The sequence below is a fragment of the Paraburkholderia sp. BL25I1N1 genome (assembly GCF_003002025.1).
Classification (GTDB): Bacteria; Pseudomonadota; Gammaproteobacteria; order Burkholderiales; family Burkholderiaceae; genus Paraburkholderia.
Genome location: NZ_PVZB01000028.1, coordinates 100,212 through 123,359 on the forward strand (window position 1 = coordinate 100,212; position 23,148 = coordinate 123,359).

Sequence of the window (23,148 nt, forward strand, 5' to 3'; positions counted from 1 at the left end):
GCCGCGTGCGTGCGAGCGCGCGGCAACGCAGTCAGTCAGACGAAACCTGGACGTATTTTTTCAGCCCTCAGGAGATAGACCATGACGATTCGCGTCGCAATCAACGGCTACGGCCGGATCGGCCGCAACACGCTGCGCGCCTTCTATGAAAACGGCAAGAAGCACGATATCGAAATCGTCGCCATCAACGATCTCGGCGATGCCAAGACCAACGCTCACCTGACGCAATACGACACGGCGCACGGCAAGTTCCCGGGCGAAGTGTCGGTGGACGGCGACTACCTGGTTGTCAACGGCGACAAGATCCGCGTGCTGGCCAACCGCAACCCGGCCGAACTGCCGTGGGGCGAGCTGAATGTCGACGTCGTGATGGAATGCACGGGCTTTTTCACGACCAAGGAAAAGGCGAGCGCGCACATCAAGGGCGGCGCGAAGAAGGTGATCATTTCGGCACCGGGCGGTAAAGACGTTGACGCCACGATCGTCTACGGCGTGAACCACAACGTGCTGAAGGCCTCGGACACGGTGATCTCGAACGCATCGTGCACGACGAACTGCCTGGCGCCGCTCGTCAAACCGCTGAACGACAAGATCGGCCTGGTGAACGGTCTGATGACCACGATCCACGCGTACACGAACGACCAGGTTCTGACGGACGTGTACCACGAAGACCTGCGCCGCGCTCGCTCGGCCACGCACAGCCAGATCCCGACCAAGACCGGCGCGGCTTCGGCGGTCGGCCTGGTGTTGCCGGAACTGAACGGCAAGCTGGACGGCTACGCGATTCGTGTTCCGACGATCAACGTGTCGGTGGTCGACCTGTCGTTTATCGCTGCGCGCGACACGACGGTCGAAGAAGTCAACGCGATCATGAAGGAAGCGTCGGAAGGCTCGCTGAAGGGCATCCTCGGTTACAACGAGGCACCGTTGGTGTCGATCGACTTCAACCACAACCCGGCTTCGTCGACGTTCGACGCGACGCTGACCAAGGTGTCGGGCCGTCTGGTGAAGGTGTCGAGCTGGTACGACAACGAGTGGGGCTTCTCGAACCGCATGCTGGACACGGCTGTGGCGCTGGCCAACGCGAAGTAACCGACTGCGCCTTGCGCGCATTGCGCCCGCAATGCCGGCTTCGTGCCGGCGGTGGCTGGGCAAAGAAAAACCGCTCTTCGGAGCGGTTTTTTTTCGCCTATGCCTCTATGCCCGCGGTTGCGTCTGCGGCGTCGGGAAATAGACCCCGGCGCGCTGCGCGGCGTTCGAGATATGCGTCTCGATGGCTTTGCCGGCCGCGGCGGAATCGCGCGCCTTGAGCGCGTCCAGAATCACGCGATGCTCGTTGTAAGTGGACAGCACCAATTCGCGCCGGTAGAACGGCATGCGCTGGCTTTCCTTCATGATTTCCGCGCTGCTGCTCAGAATCGATTCGATCGCCGCGTTGCCGGCAATGTTGACGATGCGCATGTGGAAGTCGTAGTCGAGGCGGGCGGCTTCGTCGAGTTCGTCGCAGGCGAGCGCTGTTTGCATGGCGGTGATGTTGTCTTCGAGCCAGGCGAGGTCGGAATCGCTGACCGCCAGCGCCGCCATGCGCGCGATAAAGCCTTCCAGCGCGAAGCGCATCTGATAAGTGTCCGGCAGCGACGACTGCTCCGCGAAGCGCCACGCATGCGCGGCCGACGCCTGCGCGCTTTCCACGTAGACGCCCTTGCCGGGTCGAATCACCAGCAGGCCGAGCGCTTCGAGTGTCGAAAGCGCTTCGCGCAGCGACGCGCGGCTGATCGAGAGTTCTTCGGAAAGTTGACGCTGCGCTGGCAGCAAACTGCCCACCGGATAGACGCCCGCTTCGATCCGTTCGCGGATGGTCGCGATGGCGGCATCGGTAACGGTATGCGGGACGTTTTTCATCGTTAGCTCACTGTGGAAGCGCGGTCTGACCAGCATTGTAATGCGTGGTCTGAACGTTCGTGCGGCTCGCTACGCGCCGGCGCTGATCCGACCCAAAACCGCCATGAAAAACAGCGGGTAAACACCGTTTTATGAATCCTTGACGTCAGTATATCGGCTTCCTACTATTCGAGATAACAGCACTGGTCGGACCAGTCTGAACAGATGTGAATCGCAACCAGGAGGAAGCCGTGTTGAAATTTTTCAATTCGCTGTTTGGGCGGGTCGTCATTGCGCTAGTTGCGGGCATCGTAGTCGGCGCCGTTTTTCCGCATTTCGCTCAATCGCTGCGCCCGCTCGGCGACGGCTTTCTCAAGCTGATCAAGATGGTGATCGGGCCCATTGTCTTTTGTGTCGTGGTCAGCGGCATGGCGCATGCCGGCGACTTGCGCAAGGTGGGGCGCGTCGGCCTCAAGGCCGTGATCTACTTCGAGGTGATGACGACGATCGCGCTCGTGATCGGCGCGATCCTGGCGTATGTCACGCGTCCGGGCGTCGGCATGAACATCGATCTGCACTCGCTGGATCCGGCCTCGCTCTCGACCTACACCGAGCACGCGAAGAGCCTCAAGGACACGGCCGGCTTTCTGCTGAAGATCATCCCCGACACGGCGATCAACGCGTTCGCCACCGGCGACATTCTGCAGATCCTCGTGTTTTCGGTGCTGTTCGGCTCGGCGCTGTCGCTGCTCGGCAGTAAGGCGCAGCGTGTGAGCAGCCTCATCGACGAGCTGTCGCAAGTGTTTTTCCGCGTGATGGGCTTCATCATCAAGCTGGCGCCGCTCGGCGTGCTCGGAGCAATCGCGTTCACCACCGGCACATATGGCGTCGAGTCGCTCAAGCAGCTCGGCATGCTGGTGCTCGTGTTCTATGTGAGCTGTTTCGTGTTCGTCGCCGTCGTGCTGGGCGTCGTCATGCGACTCGCGGGCTTCAGCATTTTCAAGCTGATTCGCTACCTGCGCGAAGAACTGTCGATCGTGCTCGGCACCGCCTCGTCGGACGCCGTGCTGCCGCAGATCATGCGCAAGCTCGAATGGATGGGCGTGAAGGATTCGACCGTCGGTCTCGTCATTCCGACTGGCTACTCGTTCAATCTCGACGGGTTTTCCATCTATCTCACGCTCGCGGTTATCTTCATCGCGCAGGCCACCAACACGCCGTTGTCGGTGCATGACCTGATCGTGGTGGTGCTGGTGTCGCTGGTGACGTCAAAGGGCGCGCACGGCATTCCCGGCTCGGCGATCGTGATTCTGGCCGCCACGTTGTCCGCGATTCCGGCGATCCCGGTGCTCGGCCTCGTGCTGATCCTGCCGGTCGACTGGTTCGTCGGCATTGCCCGCGCGCTGACCAATCTGATCGGCAACTGCGTGGCGACGGTGGTGGTCGCCGTGTGGGAAAACGATATCGACCGGGCGCGCGCGCATCGCGTGTTGAATCGCGATGCGGCGTTGCGTTACGTGCCGGCCGGTGAAGGTGCCGAACCCGCTGCCGCCGGCGAGCACGCTCCGGCGGTCTGAACCTGAGAAACCTCATTGGAAACCGCGCGCCATTGCAGCGCGCTCCCAGCGCCGGCAGATCTGAAGAATGCCGGCTCTCCTTCACTTTTTCGCTGCCTGACCGAGACTAGACGACCATGGCTAATCCGATCCTCGACCCCAACGCTCCCGCCTTCGCCCGTCGCTATATGAACCTCGCCGACCCGCGTCTAGGCGCGAAGGCGCTCTTCGCCAGCGACGAATTCTTCGCGCCGAAGGAACGCATGCTGGAGCCGCAGCCGGCGGTGTTCATCCCCGGCAAATACGACGATCACGGCAAATGGATGGACGGCTGGGAAACCCGCCGCAAGCGCACTACCGGCCACGACTACTGCGTGATCCGCCTCGCCCACCCGGGCGTCGTGCATGGCGTGGATCTGGACACGAGCCACTTCACCGGCAACTTCCCGCCGGCGGCGTCGATCGACGCCTGCTACGCGGACGGCGACGTGCCGGCCGATAACGCCGACTGGCAAACCCTCGTGCCGGCCACCACGCTGCAGGGCAATCAGCACCACTACGTCGACGTGAACGACGCGCGCGCCTTCACCCATCTGCGTGTGAATCTGTATCCGGATGGCGGCCTCGCGCGCCTGCGCGTGTACGGCCAGCCCAAGCGCGATTGGGAGCGCGTGGAGCGCGGCACGCTGCTGGATCTCGCGGCGATCGAGAACGGCGCGTACCTGGTCGCGGCGAACAACCAGCACTTCGGGCCGGCCTCGCAGATGCTGATGCCGGGTCGCGGCGTCAACATGGGCGACGGCTGGGAAACGCGGCGCCGTCGCGAGCCGGGCAACGACTGGGCGATTGTCGCGTTGGCGCGGCCCGGCGTGATCCGCAAGATCGAAGTGGATACGGCGCACTTCAAGGGCAACTTCCCGGACCGTTGCTCGCTGCAAGCCGCGTCGGTGACGGGCGGCACGGACGATTCGCTCGTCACGCAGGCAATGTTCTGGCCGGTACTGCTCGACGAACAGAAGCTGCAGATGGACCACGTCCACACCTTCGCGGACAACCTCGCGTCGCTGGGCCCGGTCACGCACGTTCGTTTCAATATCTTTCCTGACGGCGGCGTGTCGCGCCTGCGCCTGTGGGGCGAAATCGCATAGCGGAGTCGTTGATGAAGACATTGCAGATGGAACGCCTCACGCGCGCGGCCTTCGCGCCGTTCGGCGACGTGATCGAACTGGACGGCGCGCGGCATTTCGCCATCAACGGCGGCACGACCGAGCGTTATCACGATCTGGCCAGCGTCGACGTGACGGAGCATGGCGGGCGGCCGCTGATCAACCTGTTCCGCGCGCAGCCGCGCGCGCTGCCGGTCGAAATCACGATGATGGAGCGGCATCCGCTCGGCAGCCAGGCTTTCATTCCCTTAACCGCGGGGCGTTATCTGGTGGTCGTCGCGCCGGCGGGCGAGTTCGATCCGGCGCAGATGCGCGCCTTCTGGACCGACGCGTGGCAGGGCGTGAACTACGCGAAAGGCGTCTGGCATCACCCATTGCTCGCGCTCGATCGGGTGAGCGATTTCGTGGTGGTGGATCGTGGCGGCGAGCAACCTAATTGCGACGAATTGTCATTGGCAGAGCCGTGGCGGCTCACGTTTGAAGCGAGCGCCGAGTTGGTGGAATAGGGTCGTAAAAAGCCTTCCCGCATAATCACCGCGCAGATGCAAAAAGACCCGGCCGATTCGCATCCGCCGGGTCTTTTTCTGCCCGCTTGCACCGCGCACCCCGGCGCGGCCGGCGCCGCATCAATGCTTGCGATGCGGGCAATTCTCCTTGGTGCAGGCGCCATACAGCGCCAAAGCGTGTTCCTGCAGCTTGAAGCCGCGTTCTTTCGCGATGGACTGCTGACGGCTCTCGATCTCCGAGTCGAAAAATTCTTCAACGAGCCCGCAATCGAGGCATACGAGGTGGTCGTGGTGCGACCCTTCGTTCAGTTCGAACACCGCCTTACCCGACTCGAAATTGCTGCGCGAGAGCAGGCCCGCCTGCTCGAATTGCGTCAGCACGCGATACACGGTTGCAAGACCGATATCGAGTTCTTCGTGCAGCAGGTTGCGGTACACGTCTTCAGCCGTCAGGTGGCGCACCGGGCTGTGCTGAAAAATCTCAAGGATTTTGAGGCGCGGAAGGGTCGCCTTGAGCCCGATATTCTTGAGATCGGTTGGATTGGTCATGACAAGGGATCCCTAGAGTACAATGCTGGGCTCTCATAGTAATGTGTTTTTGCCGTTCTGGTCATCTTCGATGGAATGAAACTCGCGCGGCTCGTCAGCGGGCCCGCACGGTGAGTGAAATGATTTCAAAATCTCAATTGATCTACCGGGGGAGCCGCATGCGGGGTACCTTGATCGCTGTTGCGACTGTCGCGGTTCTTGCCGGATGTTCCACGTACGACAGCCTGACACAGCGTATTGCCCAAAGCATCACGCCGTACCGCATTACAGTGGTGCAAGGCAATTTCGTCTCGAAAGAAGCGGCTGCACAGATGCAGGTCGGCTTGTCCCGCGCGCAGGTCAAGCAACTCCTCGGCACGCCGCTCCTGACCGACATGTTCCACGCGGATCGCTGGGACTACGTGTTCTATTTCAAGCGCGGCTCGACTAGCGTCGTGCAGCAGCGCGACTTTGTCGTCATGTTCGCGGGCGACCGTGTCGCCAGCTGGTCGGGTGGCGAAGATCTGCCGTCCAACCTCGAATTGCTGGCTGAAATCGACGGCGACAAGTTGGGCAAGAAGAAGGCCGCGGCGGCCGTGGCCGCTGGCGCCAGCGAAGCGAGCGCGCCGGTTGCTGCAACCGCGCCGGCCACGCTCGACACTACGCGTTCGCCGACCGTTGCCGGCGCGGCCGCAGCGGGCGTGCCGTCCACGGACGCCAACGCCGAAGCCGCGCAAGCCGCCAATCGTGCGACCAATGCGGTGCAGTTGTCGCCCAATGCGCGTCCGAGCGTGCCGAGCGCGCCGACCGCCAACGGCGGCGGCATCCCGCAACAGAGCCCGACGGCCGCGGGTCAGCCGCAGTTCCAGTTCCACCGTCCGCCGCCGCCGCAAAATCCGGGTACGGACAACAGCAATCCGGTTGGACCGACGGGCCCGCAGAGCAGCAACAGCGGCCCGACGCACAACGCGCCGCTGACCTCTTCTCCGGCTTCGGGAACGGGCGGCTAATCGCGCTGTCCGTGTGTTAAGACAGGCTGTTAAGACAGGCGCTTTGCGCGGGCAACCGCACTGCGCAAAGCGTCCGTCCGGTTCTTCGTTTTTCAGTCATGCGCGGCGCCTGGGTGTGCTGCCCGCCGCCGCTTTTGCCCGCCTTGCCGGGTTTTGCCTTTCGAACCCTCGTAGCCATGAAAATTGCCATTGCTGGCGCATCGGGCCGTATGGGCCGCATGCTCATCGAAACAGTCCTTAACGATTCCGACGCCACGTTGTCCGGCGCGCTCGACCGCGCGGGCTCTCCGCAACTCGGTCAGGACGCTGGCGCATTTCTGGGCAAACAGACGGGCGTTGTGCTGACCGACGACATCGAGCGCGTGTTCGCCGAATCCGATTACCTGATCGACTTCACGCGCCCTGAAGGCACGCTGATGCATCTCGAAGCGGCCCAGCGTCACAACGTCAAAATGGTGATCGGCACGACCGGATTCGACAACGAGCAGAAGGCGCAGTTGCGCGCCGCGGCGGACAAGATCGCCATCATGTTCTCGGCGAACATGAGCGTGGGCGTGAACGTCACGCTGAAGCTGCTCGAATTCGCGGCCAGGCATTTCGCGACCGGCTACGACATTGAAATCATCGAGGCGCATCATCGTCACAAGGTCGACGCGCCGTCCGGCACGGCGCTGGTCATGGGCGAGGTGATCGCCAACGCGCTCGGCCGCAATCTCGACGACTGCGCGGTCTACAGCCGCGAAGGCGTGACCGGCGAACGCGACCCGTCCACGATCGGTTTTTCGGCGATTCGCGGCGGCGATATCGTCGGCGACCATACGGTGCTGTTCGCGGGCATCGGCGAGCGGATCGAAATCACGCACAAATCGGCGAGCCGTCTGTCGTACGCGCAAGGCGCGCTTCGTGCTGTGCGTTTCCTCGAAGGCCACGCAACCGGTTTCTTCGACATGCAGGACGTGCTCGGTCTGCGCTGAGCATCTCCCGAGCGAACTTCAGGGGCATCGCGCCTCGTGTTCGCGCCCCTGAAATCACAACTCCATGGCGAGGTCAGATGGCAGGCAGCAGCGGCATCATCCATTACCTGCAAACCAGCGATGCCATCACGCATGGGGTCGCGTACGTGCTGCTGGCCATGTCGATTGCGAGCTGGTGCTTTCTGATCGTCAAAAGCTGGGTTCTTACGCGCGCCAAGCGCCAGGCCGCACGCGCTATCGCGCTCTTCTGGCAGGCGCCGACGTTGTCCGAAGGCGTCGCGGCGTTAAAGCGCGCGGACCGCGAGCGCGTCTTCACGCCGCTGGCCGAAGCGGCGCTGCATGCGTCTGAAGTGGATATTCCGGGCGCACTGCTCGCGCGTGTCGAACGCGGCGAGCGAGTGCTGCGGGCGTTGCGTCAGGCGCTCAACGTGTCGCAGCGGCGGCTCGAATTCGGCCAGGTGCTGCTGGCCTCGGTGGGTAGCACGGCGCCGTTCGTCGGCCTGCTCGGCACCGTTTGGGGCATTTATCACGCGCTCGGCAGCATCGCGGCGAGCGGTCAGGCGCAGATCGAAAACGTCGCCGGGCCGGTCGGCGAGGCGCTCATCATGACCGCCTTCGGCCTTGTGGTGGCGATCCCGGCTGTGCTCGCCTATAACGTGCTCGGGCGGATGGTGCGGCAGTTGTCGGAGGAACTCGACGGCTTCGCGCACGACCTGCACGCCTACGTGTGCGCACCGGCGGAGCAGGGCCACGCGCAGGCGCCGGCGCGGGCCCAGCAGGCCCCGACCCACTAAGCGCGCTCGGGCGGAAGGAGGCGGTATGGCATTCGGCGGACTCGAGAAAAAGCAGACGGCCGCGCCCATGGCCGAGATCAACATGACGCCGCTGATCGACGTCATGCTGGTGCTGCTGGTGATTTTTATCATTACCGCGCCTTTATTCACGCACGCGATCCGGCTCGATTTGCCGAAGGTCGCGGCCGCGCCCGCGCGCCAGACGCCGCAAACCATTTCTCTTTCCATCGACGCCGCCGGCAAGCTCTACTGGGACGGCAGCGTGATCACGCTCGAGCAGATGCGCGCGCGCTTCGCGCAGGCGGGCAAGCAGAGCGATCAGCCGGAGATCCAGTTGCGCGCCGAACGCTCCACGCGCTACGAGGTGATCGCGCAGGTGATGGGCGCGGCGCAGCAGGCCGGCCTCGAGCGGATCGGTTTCGTGACGGATCCGCCGCCGCCGGCTGCAAAGCCTTAGCGGCGCGGGAATTGGTGGAACGGGCGGGTGATGAGGCCGCCGCGCTTCCAGATCGCGTGCGAGTTGCTTTTCGCGCCGCGCGCTGCAAATACTTTCCAAGCCAAGCCAAGCCAAGCCAAGCCAAGCCAAGCCAAGCCAAGCCAAGCCAAGCCAAGCCAAGCCAAGCCAAGCCAAGCCAAGCCAAGCCAAGCCAAGCCAAGCCAAGCCAAGCCGTCGCATGCAGCACGCCGCGCGGCGGACCCGTCCGCGGACGGTATAATCAGCCCTTTCCCCCGCAGAAGGGGAAACGACGCCAATTCATCCAGCAGAGCACCAAGCGGCCGGTGCGAAAGCACCGACCCAGCGATCCCATCACACCATGCACGAAAAATACGTTCCCTCCGACGTCGAATCCGCCGCGCAAGGGCAATGGCGCGCCATCGACGCGTACAAATCGACGGAAACCACCGACAAGCCCAAGTTCTATTGCGTCTCGATGCTGCCGTACCCGTCGGGCAAGCTGCACATGGGCCACGTGCGCAACTACACGATCAACGACGTGATGTACCGCTATCTGCGGATGAACGGCTACAACGTGCTGATGCCAATGGGTTGGGACGCATTCGGCATGCCGGCGGAAAACGCGGCAATGGCCAACAACGTGCCGCCCGCGAAGTGGACCTACGACAACATCGCTTACATGAAGAAGCAGATGCAGTCCATGGGTCTCGCGATCGACTGGTCGCGCGAAGTCGCCACGTGCAGCCCGGACTACTACAAGTGGAACCAGTGGCTGTTCCTGAAGATGCTGGAAAAGGGCATCGCGTACAAGAAAACCGGCACCGTCAACTGGGATCCGGTCGACCAGACCGTGCTCGCCAACGAGCAGGTGATCGACGGCCGGGGCTGGCGTTCGGGCGCGCTCGTCGAAAAGCGCGAAATCCCGATGTACTACATGCGCATCACGCAATACGCGGACGAACTGCTGAACGACCTCGAAGGCCTCGGCTGGCCCGAGCGTGTCAAGATCATGCAGCAGAACTGGATCGGCAAGAGCTTCGGCGTGAACTTCGGCTTCCCGTACGAGATCGACGGTGAACAGAAGCTGCTGCGCGTGTTCACCACGCGCGCCGACACGATCATGGGTGTCACCTTCTGCGCGATCGCCGCCGAGCATCCGCTCGCCACGCGTCTCGCGAAAGACAAGCCGGAATTGCAGGCCTTCATCGAGGAATGCAAGCGCGGCGGCGTCGCTGAAGCCGACGTCGCGACCATGGAAAAGAAGGGCATGGCCACCGGCTTCTACGTCACGCATCCGCTGACGCAGGAACAGATCGAAGTGTGGATCGGCAACTACGTGCTGATGAGCTACGGCGAAGGCGCCGTGATGGGCGTGCCGGCGCACGACGAGCGCGACTTCGCATTCGTGAAGAAATACGGTCTGCCGATCAAGCAGGTGGTCGCGGTTGAAGGCAAGGAATACTCGACCGATGTCTGGCAAGAATGGTACGCCGACAAGACCGGCACGCTGATCAACAGCGGCAAGTACGACGGCCTTGGCTATGAAGCAGCGGTCGACCAGATCGCCGCGGACCTGAAGGAACTCGGCCTCGGCGACAAACAGATCACGTGGCGTCTGCGTGACTGGGGCGTGTCGCGTCAGCGTTACTGGGGCACGCCGATTCCGATCATCCACTGCCCGACGTGCGGCGACGTGCCGGTGCCGGAAAAAGATCTGCCGGTGGTGCTGCCGGAAGACCTCGTGCCGGACGGCACGGGCAATCCGCTCGCCAAGTCCGAAGCGTTTGTGAACTGCACTTGCCCGACCTGCGGCGGCGCGGCCAAACGCGAAACCGACACCATGGACACGTTCGTCGATTCGTCGTGGTACTTCTACCGCTACGCGTCGCCGGATGCGAAGACCATGGTCGACGAGCGCACCGACTACTGGGCGCCGATGGATCAGTACATCGGCGGGATCGAACACGCGATTCTTCACCTCTTGTATTCGCGCTTCTGGGCGAAGGTGATGCGCGACATGGGCCTCGTCAAATTCAGCGAGCCGGCCAGGAACCTGCTCACGCAGGGCATGGTGCTCAACGAAACGTATTACCGCGAAAACGAAGCGGGCAAGAAGACCTGGTACAACCCGGCCGACGTGACCGTTTCGTTCGACGACAAGGGCCGCCCGGTCGGCGCCGTCCTGAATGAGGACGGTCAGCCGGTGGTGCTCGGCGGCGTCGAGAAAATGTCGAAGTCGAAGAACAACGGCGTCGATCCGCAATTGCTGATCGATCAGCATGGCGCGGACACCGCGCGTCTGTTCGTGATGTTCGCCGCACCGCCCGAGCAGTCGCTCGAATGGTCCGGCTCGGGTGTGGAAGGCGCGAGCCGCTTCCTGCGCCGCGTGTGGAGCTTCAGTCAGGCGAACGAAGCCGCGTTGCGCGAAGGCGGCACGTTCGACGCCGCGCAACTGAGCGATGTTGAAAAGACGCTGCGCCGCGAGATCTACAGCGTGCTGAAGCAGGCTGATTTCGACTACCAGCGTCTGCAGTACAACACGGTGGTGTCGGCCGCCATGAAGATGCTCAACGCGCTCGACAGCGCGAAGGGCGCCCGCCCGGCCGTGCTGCGCGAAACGTGCAGCGTGATGCTGCGCGTGCTGTATCCGGTCGTGCCGCACCTCACGTTCCAGTTGTGGCAGGAACTCGGTTACGCCGACGAACTCGGCTCGCTGCTCGACGCGCCGTGGCCGAAGGTCGACGAGCAAGCGCTGGAGCAGTCCGAGATCGAACTCGTGCTGCAAGTGAACGGCAAGGTGCGCGGCGCGATCACGGTGGCGAAAGACGCCTCGCGCGAATCGATCGAACAGCTCGCGGCCGCGCATGACATGGTCGCGAAGTTCAGCGAAGGCAAGGCGCCGAAGAAAATCGTCGTGGTGCCGGGACGCCTCGTGAACGTGGTTGTGTGAGCATCGACGAAGACATGACAGCAGGCAGGACGCCGCCGCGCATGGCGGCGCTTGTCCGCGCTGCGGAATCCACTGCGAACCAGGAGCCAATGTGACTCGCAGATCGTTTTTGACGCTGGCTTGCAGCGTGCTGATGTTGACCGCTTGCGGCTTCCAGTTGCGCGGCCAGCAGGACTACGCATTCAAACGCCTCTATATCGCCGGCGGTTCCGCGGCGGCGGGCGCGCGTCTCGCGCGCATCGTGGAAGGCGGCAGCGACACGGTGGTGGTCACGTCGGTCGCGAATGCCGACGCCACGTTGCAGATCACCGAAGGCCGCGGCATCGGCACGCTGACGCTGAACTCGCTGGGTGTGGTCGAAGAGTATCAATTGAACCTCAACATGAACTATTCGCTGACGGCCAAGGACGGCACGCTGCTGATTCCGCCGAGCGTGATCGCGTTGAACCGCGCGATGACCTATAGCGATCAGTTCTCGCAAGCGAAAGCCTCCGAAAGCAACATTCTCTTCGACGACATGGAAAGAGACGCGATCGACCAGCTCACGCGCCGTCTGGCCGTCGTGCGCTCGATGCATCCGGCGCCGGGCGAGGAAGTGCCCGCGGTTGCGCCGCGCGCGCCGTTGCCGCCGCCGCCGCTGTGAGTCGCACCATTCGTTCGAATTGCCGTCTTTGTTCAACCTCGCCGATCGGTAGCCATGCAACTGCGACTTGACGCGCTCGAAGCGCATCTCGCCAAGGGACTCGCCGGACTGTACGTCGTGTACGGCGACGAGCATCTGCTCGCGCAGGAAGCGTGCGACCGCATTCGCGCCACGGCGCGCGCGGCCGGCTTCACCGACCGCTCGGTGTTCACCGTGGAGCGCGGCTTCGACTGGAGTTCGTTGCTCGGCGCGAGCCAGTCGATGTCGCTGTTCGGCGACCGCCAACTGGTCGAGTTGCGCATTCCGTCCGGCAAGCCCGGCAAGGAAGGCGCGGAAGCGCTGAAAGCGCTCGCCGCTGCCGTCAATGACGACGTGCTCACCATGATCACGCTGCCGCGGCTCGACGCGGCCACGCAGAAGTCGGCGTGGTTCACGGCTTTGTCCGAGGCGGGCGTCGCGTTGAAGATCGATCCGGTCGAGCGCGCGCAGTTGCCGAATTGGGTTGGGCAGCGGCTTGCAGCGCAGGGTCAGCGGGTTGCCGCAGGCGAAGAAGGGCGGCGCGCGCTCGCGTTTATCGCCGAGCGCGTGGAAGGTAATCTGCTCGCCGCGCATCAGGAAATTCAGAAGCTCGGGCTGCTGTATCCGGCGGGTTCGTTGAGCTTCGAACAGGTTCAGGACGCCGTGCTCAACGTCGCCCGTTACGATGTTTTCAAGCTGAACGAAGCGATGCTGGCGGGCGACGTGGGCCGTTTGTCGCGCATGCTCGACGGCTTGCGTGGCGAAGGCGAAGCCGCGGTGCTGGTGCTGTGGGCCGTGGTCGAAGAAGTGCGCACGCTGCTGCGCATCAAGCGCGGCGCGGCGGCCGGCAAGCCGCTGGCGGTGCTGGTGCGCGAGAACCGCGTGTGGGGTCCGCGTGAACGGTTGATCGGGCCCGCGCTGTCGCGTGTCACTGAAGGCGCGCTGGAAAAGGCGCTTGCGCTGGCAGCCAGGCTCGACCGGCAGGTAAAGGGTTTGTCGGGCGGCACGCCGGGCAATCATCGCAACGATCCGCCGCCCGATCCGTGGGACGGCCTGTTCGAACTCGCCATGACGGTGGCCGCGCCAAAAACGCCGGCCGTGCCGCCGGCACGACCTCGCAGCTCGGCGGCAACGTCGGCGCGGCGGCCGGTCTGAGGGCTGGCGTGGGAGCTGGCCTTGCGGCCGGCTGGTTCTGAAAACCGTACCGCTCGCGCCAATGGTCGCGGACCGCTAGCCCGTCGCGCTTTCGTCGTTTCGTCGCATGAAGGCCTGGCCAATCGGCTAACGCGCTTCACCGCGGTAAGCAAAGCGGCCTGGCCCGACTTACAATCGTTTGATCTTTCGCTAATTCTGCCTGTCCGCTGCACCTCGGCGTGCGCGGCACTACGAGACTCACCATGGATATCGACCAATACATGACCGACCTCGGTCGCCGCGCCCGCCGGGCATCGCGGGCGATGGCGCGGGCGTCGACGGCGGCGAAGAACGCTGCGCTTGCGGCTGTCGCCGAGGCGATCGAGCGCGACGCCGCGTTGCTGAAAGAAGCCAATGCGCGCGATCTCGCGCGGGCTCGCGACAAAGGTCACGACGCCGCGTTTATCGACCGCTTGACGCTCTCGGACAAAGCGCTCAAAACGATGGTGGAAGGCTTGCGGCAGGTTGCCGCGTTGGCCGATCCGATCGGCGAGATCAGCAATCTGAAGTTTCGGCCAAGCGGCATTCAGGTTGGGCAGATGCGCGTGCCGCTCGGCGTGATCGGCATCATCTACGAATCGCGGCCGAACGTGACCATCGACGCCGCGGCGCTGTGCCTGAAGTCCGGCAACGCGACGATTCTGCGCGGCGGTTCGGAAGCGCTCGAATGCAATACGGCGCTGGCGAAACTGATCGGCGAAGGGCTGGAAAGGGCGGGCCTGCCGCAGGAAGCCGTGCAGGTGGTCGCAACGTCGGACCGCGCCGCGGTCGGCAAGCTGATCACAATGACGGAATATGTCGACGTAATCGTGCCGCGCGGCGGCAAAAGTTTGATCGCGCGCCTGATGGAAGAAGGCCGCGTGCCGATGATCAAGCACCTCGACGGCATTTGCCACGTGTATGTCGACGGCCGCGCGGATATTCCGAAGGCGCTCACCGTCTGCGACAACGCAAAGACGCACCGCTACGGCACCTGCAACACCATGGAAACGCTGCTGGTCGCACGCGGCATCGCGGCTGAAGTGCTGCCGGCGCTCGGCAGGCTGTATCGCGAAAAAGATGTGGAACTGCGCGTGGATGCGCCGGCGCGCGAGGTGCTCGAAGACGCGGGCGTGGCGCCTCTGGTCGACGCGACGGAAGAAGATTGGCGCACCGAATATCTCGCGCCTGTGCTGGCGATCAAGGTCGTGGACGGGATCGATGAGGCGATCGGGCACATCAACGAGTACGGCTCGCATCACACGGATGCGATCGTTACCGAAGACCACGACCGCGCGATGCGCTTTCTGCGCGAGGTGGATTCGGCGAGTGTGATGGTCAACGCGTCGACGCGTTTTGCCGATGGTTTTGAGTTCGGACTGGGCGCGGAAATCGGCATTTCCAACGACAAACTGCACGCGCGTGGTCCTGTGGGACTGGAAGGGCTGACGTCGCTCAAGTACGTCGTGCTTGGGCACGGTGAAGGGCGCCAATAGCGCGAACGCGGTGGGCCGCGTGGCTGTGGAATGCGGCCACGCGTAACCGTTTCTCGCTGCATTCTGTCATTGCCGCGATCCTCGATCGCCTTGTGTCGCGATGCGTGCCGGCATAACCGCCGCCGCTCCGCACAACAATTCACCCGCAACCCGAGGAGCCAGATGCTCTGGATCAAGACGTTTCACATTGTGCTGGTGGCTTCCTGGTTTGCCGGCCTGTTCTATTTGCCGCGCATCTTCGTCAATCTCGCGATGGAAACGGATCCTGCGGCGACGGCGCGTCTGTTGATCATGGCACGCAAGCTGTTCCGCTTCATGACGTTCATTGCCGTGCCGGCGCTGGCGTGCGGGCTCTGGTTGTGGCTGGGGATCGGCATTGGGCGCGGGCAGGGATGGATTCACGCCAAGGTTGGCGTGGTGGTGGTGCTTTTGATTTACCACGGTTATTGCGGCGTGCTGCTGCGGACGTTCGAGCGCGGCGAGAATCGGCGGACGGATAAGTGGTATCGGATGTTCAACGAGTTGCCCGTGCTGGGGATGTTGGCGGCGGTGGCGTTGGTGGTGATCAAGCCGTTTTAGGGCAGCGGGTGGTTGGGTGGGTTGTTTGGGTTAGGGCTTTTGATTTTGTAGAAGGGCGGTTTGCTGAGGTGTTCGGCAAACCGCCCTTTTTTCGTTTGCAGCGCTGGATGGTGACGCGTGTCTTAGGCCGAATGGCCAGTGCGATTGTTAGCCTATATTGGGACGGCCGATGGGCGTGTTGGGTGATCTATAATTTCCCAATCATCGGCAACAACCGGTGATCTGGTTTAGCAGCCAGTGCCGAAAACCGCATACCCGCCCAGGCGGGGCGTGCGTCTACCTCTGCACGTCTATATTTCAATGGGCGGGCCGTGGTGGGGAGCCGCAAGGCTCGCCGGTTTGTTTTTGGCCCGGTCTGCTAACCCGCTACGTGCCCGCTCACCCTCCTTGCAAGCGAGTGTCGGGCGATCCAGCAAGTCTTAGGGAGATCGCACCATGAGCAAGTCCACCAAAAAACAAACGGCCTCGCGCCCACCCGTCGATGCCCTGCAGTACGAAAAGCTCGCCTTGTCGGCATTCGGTTCATGCGAACGGCAGTTGACTCAACTCAGCCGACTGGCCACGCTTGCGACCTCGATATATAGGAATCCTGCATTGACGAACCAGGAGCGACGCAGCCGACAAGTGCTGCTCGAATTGCTGGTGGAGACGTGCGAAGAGTATGAGCGCGAAGTGGAACGCGACCGCGAACTGTATCAGGTGATTGCACTCGATGCGCGGGGGATTGCGCATCGGCGGATTACGGCGAGTGCGGCGGCGAAGTTGCTGGCGGAGGCGACACGGGATGCGGACAGGGCCGAACCGGTCGCTGAAGTGGGCGCCGAGACGAGGCGCAAGCCAGCACAAGGGGCGGCCGATCCAGTCGCCACCGTGCCGGCGCCCTGAGACGGACTGCGGATCCGCTCCAGCAATCAAAGAGGCGCGAAGGATTCGCGCTTCCTGATTGATGACTCACGGCCGGTGACGCGTCACTTGAACGCTTAGGCGCTGGCCTCGCGTGCCGCGCGCGATGCCGCCACACGCCATGCGTCGCCACGGCGGACATACACGTCAGTGAAAGCGTAATCGGTCGCTTTCATCCCCGCGCCCGGCGTGTAGTGATTGACGCCGGACACCATGGCGACATTTCCGAAGACACGCACCTTCAGTTCGCTGAGCGTCTGCGCCGAGCCGGGCGGCAGCGTGGGCGCGACCAGAAGATCGGCTTTGGTACGGCGTGCGCCGTTAGGCATCGTCTCGACGAAGGAGTCGTCGAGCAACTGATCGAGCGCCGCGCGGTCGCCGCGAATGGCGGCATCGACCCATGCTTGCTCCATGAGGACGAGCTTGTTTTCGACTTGCAGCTGGGTGGTCAGGCCGGAGGCGAGGACGCAGGTTGATAGGCCAATCGCGGCCAGGAAACTGAGGTGCTTCATATTCACATCCATTGAATCGACGGTAGGCACGCGAGCGCGTGTCCGCATTGCGGCGACGCAGGCCGATGGGGCTGACATTCGGCCTGCGAATCGTCAGGCGGTGTATCGCGCAGCGGCTGTCGTGACTGGAAGACCGCGGCTGCCTGGCGTGGCTTGCAGTAGCCGGCCGACGTATTCCACTACTGAGGCACCGGCTTGTCGACCGGGCGGGATGGCTCCGCAACCGTATGAAAGAAGCGCGAGCAAGGTCACGCTTCTTGTGCCTTCAAAGCCAACAAGGGCGACGCCCGGGCCGCCCTTGTTCTTTCACTTGCGAATCATTTGTGCTGCGATCGCTCGCCAGCCTTCGGATTTACGGACGAACACGTCGGTAAACGAATAGTCCACCGGCCGCGCGCCTGGGTTTGCTCTGAATTGATTGATGCCGGTGACGATGGCGGTGTCGCCGTTCACGCGGACTTCCATATCCATCAAGGTTTGCGTCGAGCCGGGCGGCGGCGGCGGCGCCAACAGAAGGTCGGACTTGCTGCGGTGCGAGCCGCTGGGGGTCGTGTCGACGAAAGAATCGTCGAGCAGCTTCTCCAGCGCGACGCGGTCAGTGTTGGCGGTCGCAGTGGCCCAAGTCTGTTCCATTGCCTTCAGAGTCGCTTCGTCTTGATCTGATGCGAACGCAGGGGACGCGAGGGAGGACGCCAAAAGAATGGCAAGGGTCAAACGGTTGAGCGCTTTCATGCTGATTATCTCGATTAAGTGAGGGGAGGCGGCGCGCCGAGCGTGTGTTTTTTGCTCCAGCGGCTGTGCAAAAAACAATCACTTTGCGCCGCCGGCAATCGATTCCGACTTTCGGCAAATCGAAGGAGAATGCTTTGCTCTCGATTTGCGGGGGCGGCATTTGTAAAAATTTTAGATTATTTTGCATCAATATAAATAAGCGAATTCCTAATGTGCCCGAGGAATTCCGCTTGCCGTATTAAGAATTGTCCTGTTTTTGTCTCCGTCCATCGCGAGCAAGTCCTATTAGGTCCTCGGTGAATCTTGCCGTGGCCTCCGCCTTGTGCTTGCTAAGCATGGGTGTGTCGTTGGGACAATTCTTAATATCAAAACAGAAATCTCCGCCGCCGCGCCTTCCATTTACCAGACCCGTCGTCGAGTCGAGTTTGCTGAAGAAGAAAAATACAGACAGTTTTTGTCAATCTTGCCGCGTGATCTCTCAATTCGGAATGCTCTTATTAAGGTCTGATGGCGTCGGCCATAAAGTTTCATACATAGAGAAAACGCAGTCAAAGGCATTTTTGATATTGGAATGACGCCCCGATAAGCGGGAGCGATTCGGAATCTGCCGCAGGTCATAAATTCCGCAAATTTCAAATCAATTGGCGCTTCAGTCCTTCTCTTCCTGGCTCTGTCCACCGGCTATCGAACGCCTCAGTCAGAACTTCACCGACGCATCGCCGCGCGGCAAGCACGAACGCGTGAACAACTTTTTTCAATTTTCATCAGGATTTTCAAATGAATAAGACATATCGCTCTGTCTGGAACGAATCGACGGGGACGTGGGTTGCTGCGCAGGAGACGGCCAAGGGACGGAAGAAATCCGCCTCGCCGGCAAAGAGCGTGTTGGCGCTTGTGATTGGTGGGAGCGCGTTCATCGGCGCTGGCTCGGCCCTAGCTGGCGGGCTCGACGGCGGGACGGTGGCGGTCTCTACGGAGGTGGCGGTTGGTCAGGGTGCTAAAGTGACTGCCGGTGATGCCAGCGGTCAAGGGGTCGCCATCGGCGCGAACGCATTAGTTTCCAACAACTACAGCGTGGCCGTTGGCGCGGGCGCGCAAGGACTCGGGAACGATTCAACCGCGATTGGCAACGGTGCGATCGCGGGGAACTCCTCGAGCGGCTTCTCGACAGCTCTCGGCTCGGCGGCAAGTGCGACGGGCGGACTTTCGTTGGCGTTGGGTGCGCTAGCGACAGCGTCGGCGACACAATCCACGTCGGTCGGTACTAGCGCGGTAGCGTCCGGAATCGGAGCCACGGCGCTGGGTGGGGCTGCGAATGCCACCGCTAACTACGCGTCGGCACTGGGTGAGAGTTCCACTGCGTCCGCCGCTGCTGCGACGGGAGTGGGTTTTCGCTCAACTGCATCAGGGATTGATTCGATAGCATTGGGCGCGTATGCGACTGCAACGGCAGCGAACTCGATAGCGCTGGGTTATTTGTCGACTACGACGGCAAACCTGTCGGCTGCGGGCTACAACCCGGGCACGGGCACGCTCTCGGGCACGGCTTCGACGGCTAACGGCGAAGTGTCGATGGGTTCGGCAGGCGCGGAACGCCGCATCACGAACGTGGCAGCCGGCTCGACGGCGACGGACGCAGTGAACGTGAGCCAGCTGCAGTCGGAAGATGCGAAGGTGAACACGGTCAACAACAACGTGAACAACCTGAGCAACAACGTCAGCAATCTGTCGGGCAACGTGACGAACATCGCGGGCAACGTCACCAACATCAGCAACACGGTGAACAACATCACCAACGGTGGTGGCATCAAGTACTTCCACGCGAACTCGACGCTGACGGATTCGTCGGCAACGGGCACGGATGCAGTGGCGATTGGTGGCAACGCATCGGCAACGACGGCGAACTCGGTGGCACTGGGTTCGAACTCGGTGGCGAACTCGACGACGCTGACGACGGCAGGCTTCACGCCGGCCGGCGGCTCGGCGATCACTGCAGCGACGGCGCTGGGCGGTGAAGTGTCGGTGGGTGCAGCAGGCAAGGAACGTCGTATCACCAACGTGGCAGCGGGTCTGAACGCCACGGACGCGGTGAACGTGAGCCAGTTGCAATCGGAAGATGCGAAGGTCAATAACGTTTCGAACAACCTGAGCAACCTGTCGAACACCGTGAACAATATCAGCACGGCGACGGGCAACATCACGAATATCAGCAACACCGTCAACAACATCACCAACGGTGGTGGCATCAAGTACTTCCACGTCAACTCGACGCTGGCGGATTCGCAGGCGTTGGGCACTAACAGCGTGTCGGTCGGTCCGCAGGCAGTGGCGGGCAACGCCAACGCCGTTGCGATAGGCTACGCAGCATCGGCGACTAACTACGGTTCGATCGCGACGGCTTCGTTGGCCATCGGCTCGGGAGCGTTGGCATCGGCTGATACCAGCGGCGGCCCAAGTGGAGATGGTTCGATCGCAATTGGCACGAATGCTCAAGCTGTCCAGACCAACTCGGGTGGAGCAGCCGGAAACGGTGGCGATATTGCGATTGGTGTCAACGCGAATGCCAGCGGAAGCCAAGGTTGGGGCAACAACACCGCCATCGGCAAGGCCGCGACCACCTCCGGTTACAACGGTGTCGCCATAGGTTCGCAGGCCTTGGCGGGAATGCAGGCAACGGCTCTCGGCATGCTAGCGACGGCAACGGGCGCGAGTGCGACCGCAGTCGGCGTTAACTCAAATGCCAGCGGCGCGAGCGCAGTAGGCATCGGCAGCAACGCATCGGCAACGACGGCGAACTCGGTGGCGCTGGGTTCGAACTCGGTAGCGAACTCGACGACGCTGACGACGGCAGGCTTCACGCCGGCCGGCGGGTCGGCGATCACGGCAGCGACGGCGCTGGGTGGTGAAGTGTCGGTGGGCGCAGCGGGCAAGGAACGTCGTATCACCAACGTGGCAGCGGGTCTGAACGCCACGGACGCGGTGAACGTGAGCCAGTTGCAGTCGGAAGATGCGAAGGTGAACAACGTCAGCAATAACGTTTCGAACCTGAGCAACAACGTCAGCAATCTGTCGGGCAACGTGACGAACATCGCTGGTAACGTCACCAACATCAGCAACACAGTGAACAACATCACCAACGGTGGTGGCATCAAGTACTTCCACGCGAACTCGACGCTGGCGGATTCGTCGGCAACGGGTACGAACGCGGTGGCGATCGGTGGTGCGGCCTCGGCCTCGGCAGCGAACTCGGTGGCGCTGGGTTCGAGTTCGACGACGACGGCGAACCTGTCGGCCGCGGGCTACAACCCGGGCACGGGCACGCTGTCGGGCACGGCTTCGACGGCCAATGGCGAAGTGTCGGTGGGCTCGGCAGGCAAGGAACGTCGCATCACGAACGTGGCAGCCGGTTCGGCAGCGACGGACGCGGTGAACGTCAGCCAGTTGCAGTCGGAAGATGCGAAGGTCAATAACGTTTCGAACAACCTGAGCAACCTGTCGAACACCGTAAACAATATCAGCACGGCGACGGGCAACATCACCAATATCAACAACACCGTCAACAACATTACCAACGGTGGTGGCATCAAGTACTTCCACACGAACTCGACGCTGGCGGATTCGTCGGCAACGGGCGCGAACGCGGTAGCGATCGGCGGGGGCGCTGTGGCAGCGGGCACCAACGGCATTGCGATGGGAACCGGCGCGAACACCGCGCCTGTTGCCGATTCCACAGGTGTTGACCTGATCGCTATTGGCACTAGCGCGCAAGCCGGTGGGGGATCGTCGGTCGCGCTGGGCGGCAATGCGAAGGCGGGCGTCCTCAATAACATGGGCTCCAACTCCGGTTACGCTGTTGCGATTGGCGAAAACGCGCTCGCCCAATCGGGGCCGGGAGTCTACGGTTTTTCCACCGCCATCGGCGCGAACAGCTCGGCCACGAATTACGCGGCAACTGCACTTGGCATGGGCGCGACGGCGTCGGCAAGCACCTCGGTGGCGTTGGGCTACAACTCGGTGGCTGATGTCAATAATACGGTGTCGGTGGGTTCGTCCACGTCGCAGCGCAAGGTGGTCAACATGGCCGCCGGTACGCTGAGCGCGACCAGCACGGACGCGGTGAACGGCTCGCAGTTGTATGCGACGAACCAGAACGTGGCGAATATTGCCGGCAACGTGACCAACATCGCCGGCAACGTCACCAACCTTAGTAACACGGTGAACAACATCACCAACGGTGGCGGCATCAAGTATTTCCACACGAACTCGACGCTGGCGGATTCGTCGGCAACGGGCACGGACGCAGTGGCGATCGGTGGTGCGGCATCGGCCTCGGCTGCGAACTCGGTGGCGCTGGGTTCGAGTTCGACGACGACCGCGAACCTGTCGGCCGCGGGTTACAACCCGGGCACGGGCACGCTGTCGGGCACGGCTTCGACGGCTAACGGCGAAGTGTCGGTGGGTTCGGCAGGCAAGGAACGTCGCATCACGAACGTGGCAGCCGGTTCGGCGGCGACGGACGCGGTGAACGTGAGCCAGTTGCAATCAGAAGATGCGAAGGTGAACACGGTCAACAACAACGTGAACAACCTGAGCAACAACGTCAGCAACATCGCGGGTAACGTCACCAACATCAGCAACGTGGTGAACAACATCACCAACGGCGGCACGGGCATCAAGTACTTCCACACGAACTCGACGCTGGCGGATTCGTCGGCAACCGGCACGAACGCGGTGGCGATCGGTGGTGCGGCCTCGGCCTCGGCAGCGAACTCGGTAGCACTGGGTTCGGGTTCGACAACGACGGCGAACCTGTCGGCCGCGGGTTACAACCCGGGCACGGGCACGCTGTCGGGCACGGCTTCGACGGCCAACGGCGAAGTGTCGATGGGTTCGGCAGGCAAGGAACGTCGTATCACCAACGTGGCAGCCGGTTCGGCGGCGACAGACGCAGTGAACGTGAGCCAGTTGCAGTCGGAAGATGCGAAGGTCAATAACGTTTCGAACAACCTGAGCAACCTGTCGAACACCGTGAACAATATCAGCACGGCGACGGGCAACATCACCAATATCAACAACACCGTCAACAACATCACCAACGGTGGTGGCATCAAGTATTTCCATACCAACTCGACGCTGGCGGATTCGTCGGCAACGGGCACGGATGCAGTGGCGATTGGTGGCAACGCATCGGCAACGACGGCGAACTCGGTGGCACTGGGTTCGAACTCGGTGGCGAACTCGACGACGCTGACGACGGCAGGCTTCACGCC

The 23,148-nt window shown here is 62.5% G+C and carries 19 protein-coding genes; 15 read left to right on the forward strand and 4 right to left on the reverse strand.

What is annotated here, in order from left to right; all coding sequences use genetic code 11:
• The first annotated feature begins 81 nt into the window (after window positions 1-81).
• The gene (gene gap / locus B0G73_RS32490; RefSeq protein WP_106285226.1) at window positions 82-1,092 is read left to right on the forward strand and encodes a type I glyceraldehyde-3-phosphate dehydrogenase; all 1,011 of its coding nucleotides are present in this window, start codon (window positions 82-84) and stop codon (window positions 1,090-1,092) included.
• 105 nt (window positions 1,093-1,197) lie between these two features.
• Here the strand turns inward: gap and B0G73_RS32495 are convergent, their stop codons facing one another.
• Window positions 1,198-1,902 carry a FadR/GntR family transcriptional regulator gene (locus B0G73_RS32495; protein ID WP_106285227.1) on the reverse strand — a complete coding sequence of 235 codons (705 nt, stop codon included), beginning with the start codon at window positions 1,900-1,902 and terminating at the stop codon, window positions 1,198-1,200.
• Between the two features lie 230 nt (window positions 1,903-2,132).
• Here B0G73_RS32495 and B0G73_RS32500 point away from each other — a divergent pair, with 230 nt between their 5' ends.
• The 3 genes from B0G73_RS32500 to B0G73_RS32510 all read left to right on the forward strand — a co-directional run bounded on the left by B0G73_RS32500 (window position 2,133) and on the right by B0G73_RS32510 (window position 5,109).
• Window positions 2,133-3,458 (forward strand): C4-dicarboxylate transporter DctA, encoded by a 1,326-nt coding sequence (locus tag B0G73_RS32500; RefSeq protein WP_106285249.1) that lies wholly within the window; start codon window positions 2,133-2,135, stop codon window positions 3,456-3,458.
• A gap of 116 nt (window positions 3,459-3,574) precedes the next feature.
• Window positions 3,575-4,585, forward strand: coding sequence for an allantoicase (alc, locus tag B0G73_RS32505; RefSeq protein ID WP_106285228.1), 1,011 nt, complete (start codon window positions 3,575-3,577; stop codon window positions 4,583-4,585).
• Between the two features lie 11 nt (window positions 4,586-4,596).
• Window positions 4,597-5,109, forward strand: coding sequence for an ureidoglycolate lyase (locus B0G73_RS32510; RefSeq protein WP_106285229.1), 513 nt, complete (start codon window positions 4,597-4,599; stop codon window positions 5,107-5,109).
• A 120-nt stretch (window positions 5,110-5,229) separates the two neighbouring features.
• On the opposite strand, the gene fur is transcribed toward B0G73_RS32510, so the two are convergent.
• Entirely contained in the window at window positions 5,230-5,658 is a 429-nt protein-coding gene (gene fur / locus B0G73_RS32515; protein WP_012434340.1) for a ferric iron uptake transcriptional regulator, read from the reverse strand.
• 158 nt (window positions 5,659-5,816) lie between these two features.
• Here fur and B0G73_RS32520 point away from each other — a divergent pair, with 158 nt between their 5' ends.
• The 10 genes from B0G73_RS32520 (at window position 5,817) to B0G73_RS32570 (ending at window position 16,616) form a co-directional block, all read left to right on the forward strand.
• Window positions 5,817-6,647: an outer membrane protein assembly factor BamE gene (locus B0G73_RS32520; RefSeq protein WP_106285230.1), complete on the forward strand. Its 831-nt coding sequence runs from the start codon at window positions 5,817-5,819 to the stop codon at window positions 6,645-6,647.
• Between the two features lie 176 nt (window positions 6,648-6,823).
• Window positions 6,824-7,621, forward strand: coding sequence for a 4-hydroxy-tetrahydrodipicolinate reductase (dapB, locus tag B0G73_RS32525; RefSeq protein ID WP_106285231.1), 798 nt, complete (start codon window positions 6,824-6,826; stop codon window positions 7,619-7,621).
• A gap of 77 nt (window positions 7,622-7,698) precedes the next feature.
• Window positions 7,699-8,415, forward strand: coding sequence for a MotA/TolQ/ExbB proton channel family protein (locus B0G73_RS32530; protein WP_106285232.1), 717 nt, complete (start codon window positions 7,699-7,701; stop codon window positions 8,413-8,415).
• A 25-nt stretch (window positions 8,416-8,440) separates the two neighbouring features.
• Window positions 8,441-8,872 (forward strand): biopolymer transporter ExbD, encoded by a 432-nt coding sequence (locus tag B0G73_RS32535; RefSeq protein ID WP_106285233.1) that lies wholly within the window; start codon window positions 8,441-8,443, stop codon window positions 8,870-8,872.
• A gap of 358 nt (window positions 8,873-9,230) precedes the next feature.
• Window positions 9,231-11,822: a leucine--tRNA ligase gene (leuS, locus tag B0G73_RS32545; protein ID WP_106285235.1), complete on the forward strand. Its 2,592-nt coding sequence runs from the start codon at window positions 9,231-9,233 to the stop codon at window positions 11,820-11,822.
• 91 nt (window positions 11,823-11,913) lie between these two features.
• The gene (lptE, locus tag B0G73_RS32550) at window positions 11,914-12,465 is read left to right on the forward strand and encodes an LPS assembly lipoprotein LptE (protein ID WP_106285236.1); all 552 of its coding nucleotides are present in this window, start codon (window positions 11,914-11,916) and stop codon (window positions 12,463-12,465) included.
• Between the two features lie 54 nt (window positions 12,466-12,519).
• On the forward strand, window positions 12,520-13,638 hold the full coding sequence (holA, locus tag B0G73_RS32555; protein ID WP_106285237.1) for a DNA polymerase III subunit delta: 1,119 nt from the start codon (window positions 12,520-12,522) through the stop codon (window positions 13,636-13,638).
• Between the two features lie 242 nt (window positions 13,639-13,880).
• A complete protein-coding gene (locus B0G73_RS32560) occupies window positions 13,881-15,152 on the forward strand; it encodes a glutamate-5-semialdehyde dehydrogenase (protein ID WP_106285238.1) in 1,272 nt (423 codons plus the stop codon).
• Window positions 15,153-15,314: 162 nt separating this feature from the next.
• On the forward strand, window positions 15,315-15,731 hold the full coding sequence (locus tag B0G73_RS32565; RefSeq protein ID WP_106285239.1) for a CopD family protein: 417 nt from the start codon (window positions 15,315-15,317) through the stop codon (window positions 15,729-15,731).
• A gap of 435 nt (window positions 15,732-16,166) precedes the next feature.
• Window positions 16,167-16,616, forward strand: a complete 450-nt coding sequence (locus B0G73_RS32570) for a hypothetical protein (protein ID WP_106285240.1) — start codon at window positions 16,167-16,169, stop codon at window positions 16,614-16,616.
• Window positions 16,617-16,711: 95 nt separating this feature from the next.
• On the opposite strand, the gene B0G73_RS32575 is transcribed toward B0G73_RS32570, so the two are convergent.
• Complete coding sequence (locus tag B0G73_RS32575) at window positions 16,712-17,146, reverse strand: nuclear transport factor 2 family protein (protein ID WP_181196689.1); 435 nt, start codon at window positions 17,144-17,146, stop codon at window positions 16,712-16,714.
• Window positions 17,147-17,452: 306 nt separating this feature from the next.
• On the reverse strand, window positions 17,453-17,878 hold the full coding sequence (locus tag B0G73_RS32580; protein ID WP_106285242.1) for a nuclear transport factor 2 family protein: 426 nt from the start codon (window positions 17,876-17,878) through the stop codon (window positions 17,453-17,455).
• A gap of 777 nt (window positions 17,879-18,655) precedes the next feature.
• Between B0G73_RS32580 and B0G73_RS32585 the strand changes: the two genes are divergently transcribed.
• On the forward strand, window positions 18,656-23,148 hold a 4,493-nt coding region (locus tag B0G73_RS32585; protein WP_258194048.1), incomplete at its 3' end, for an ESPR-type extended signal peptide-containing protein.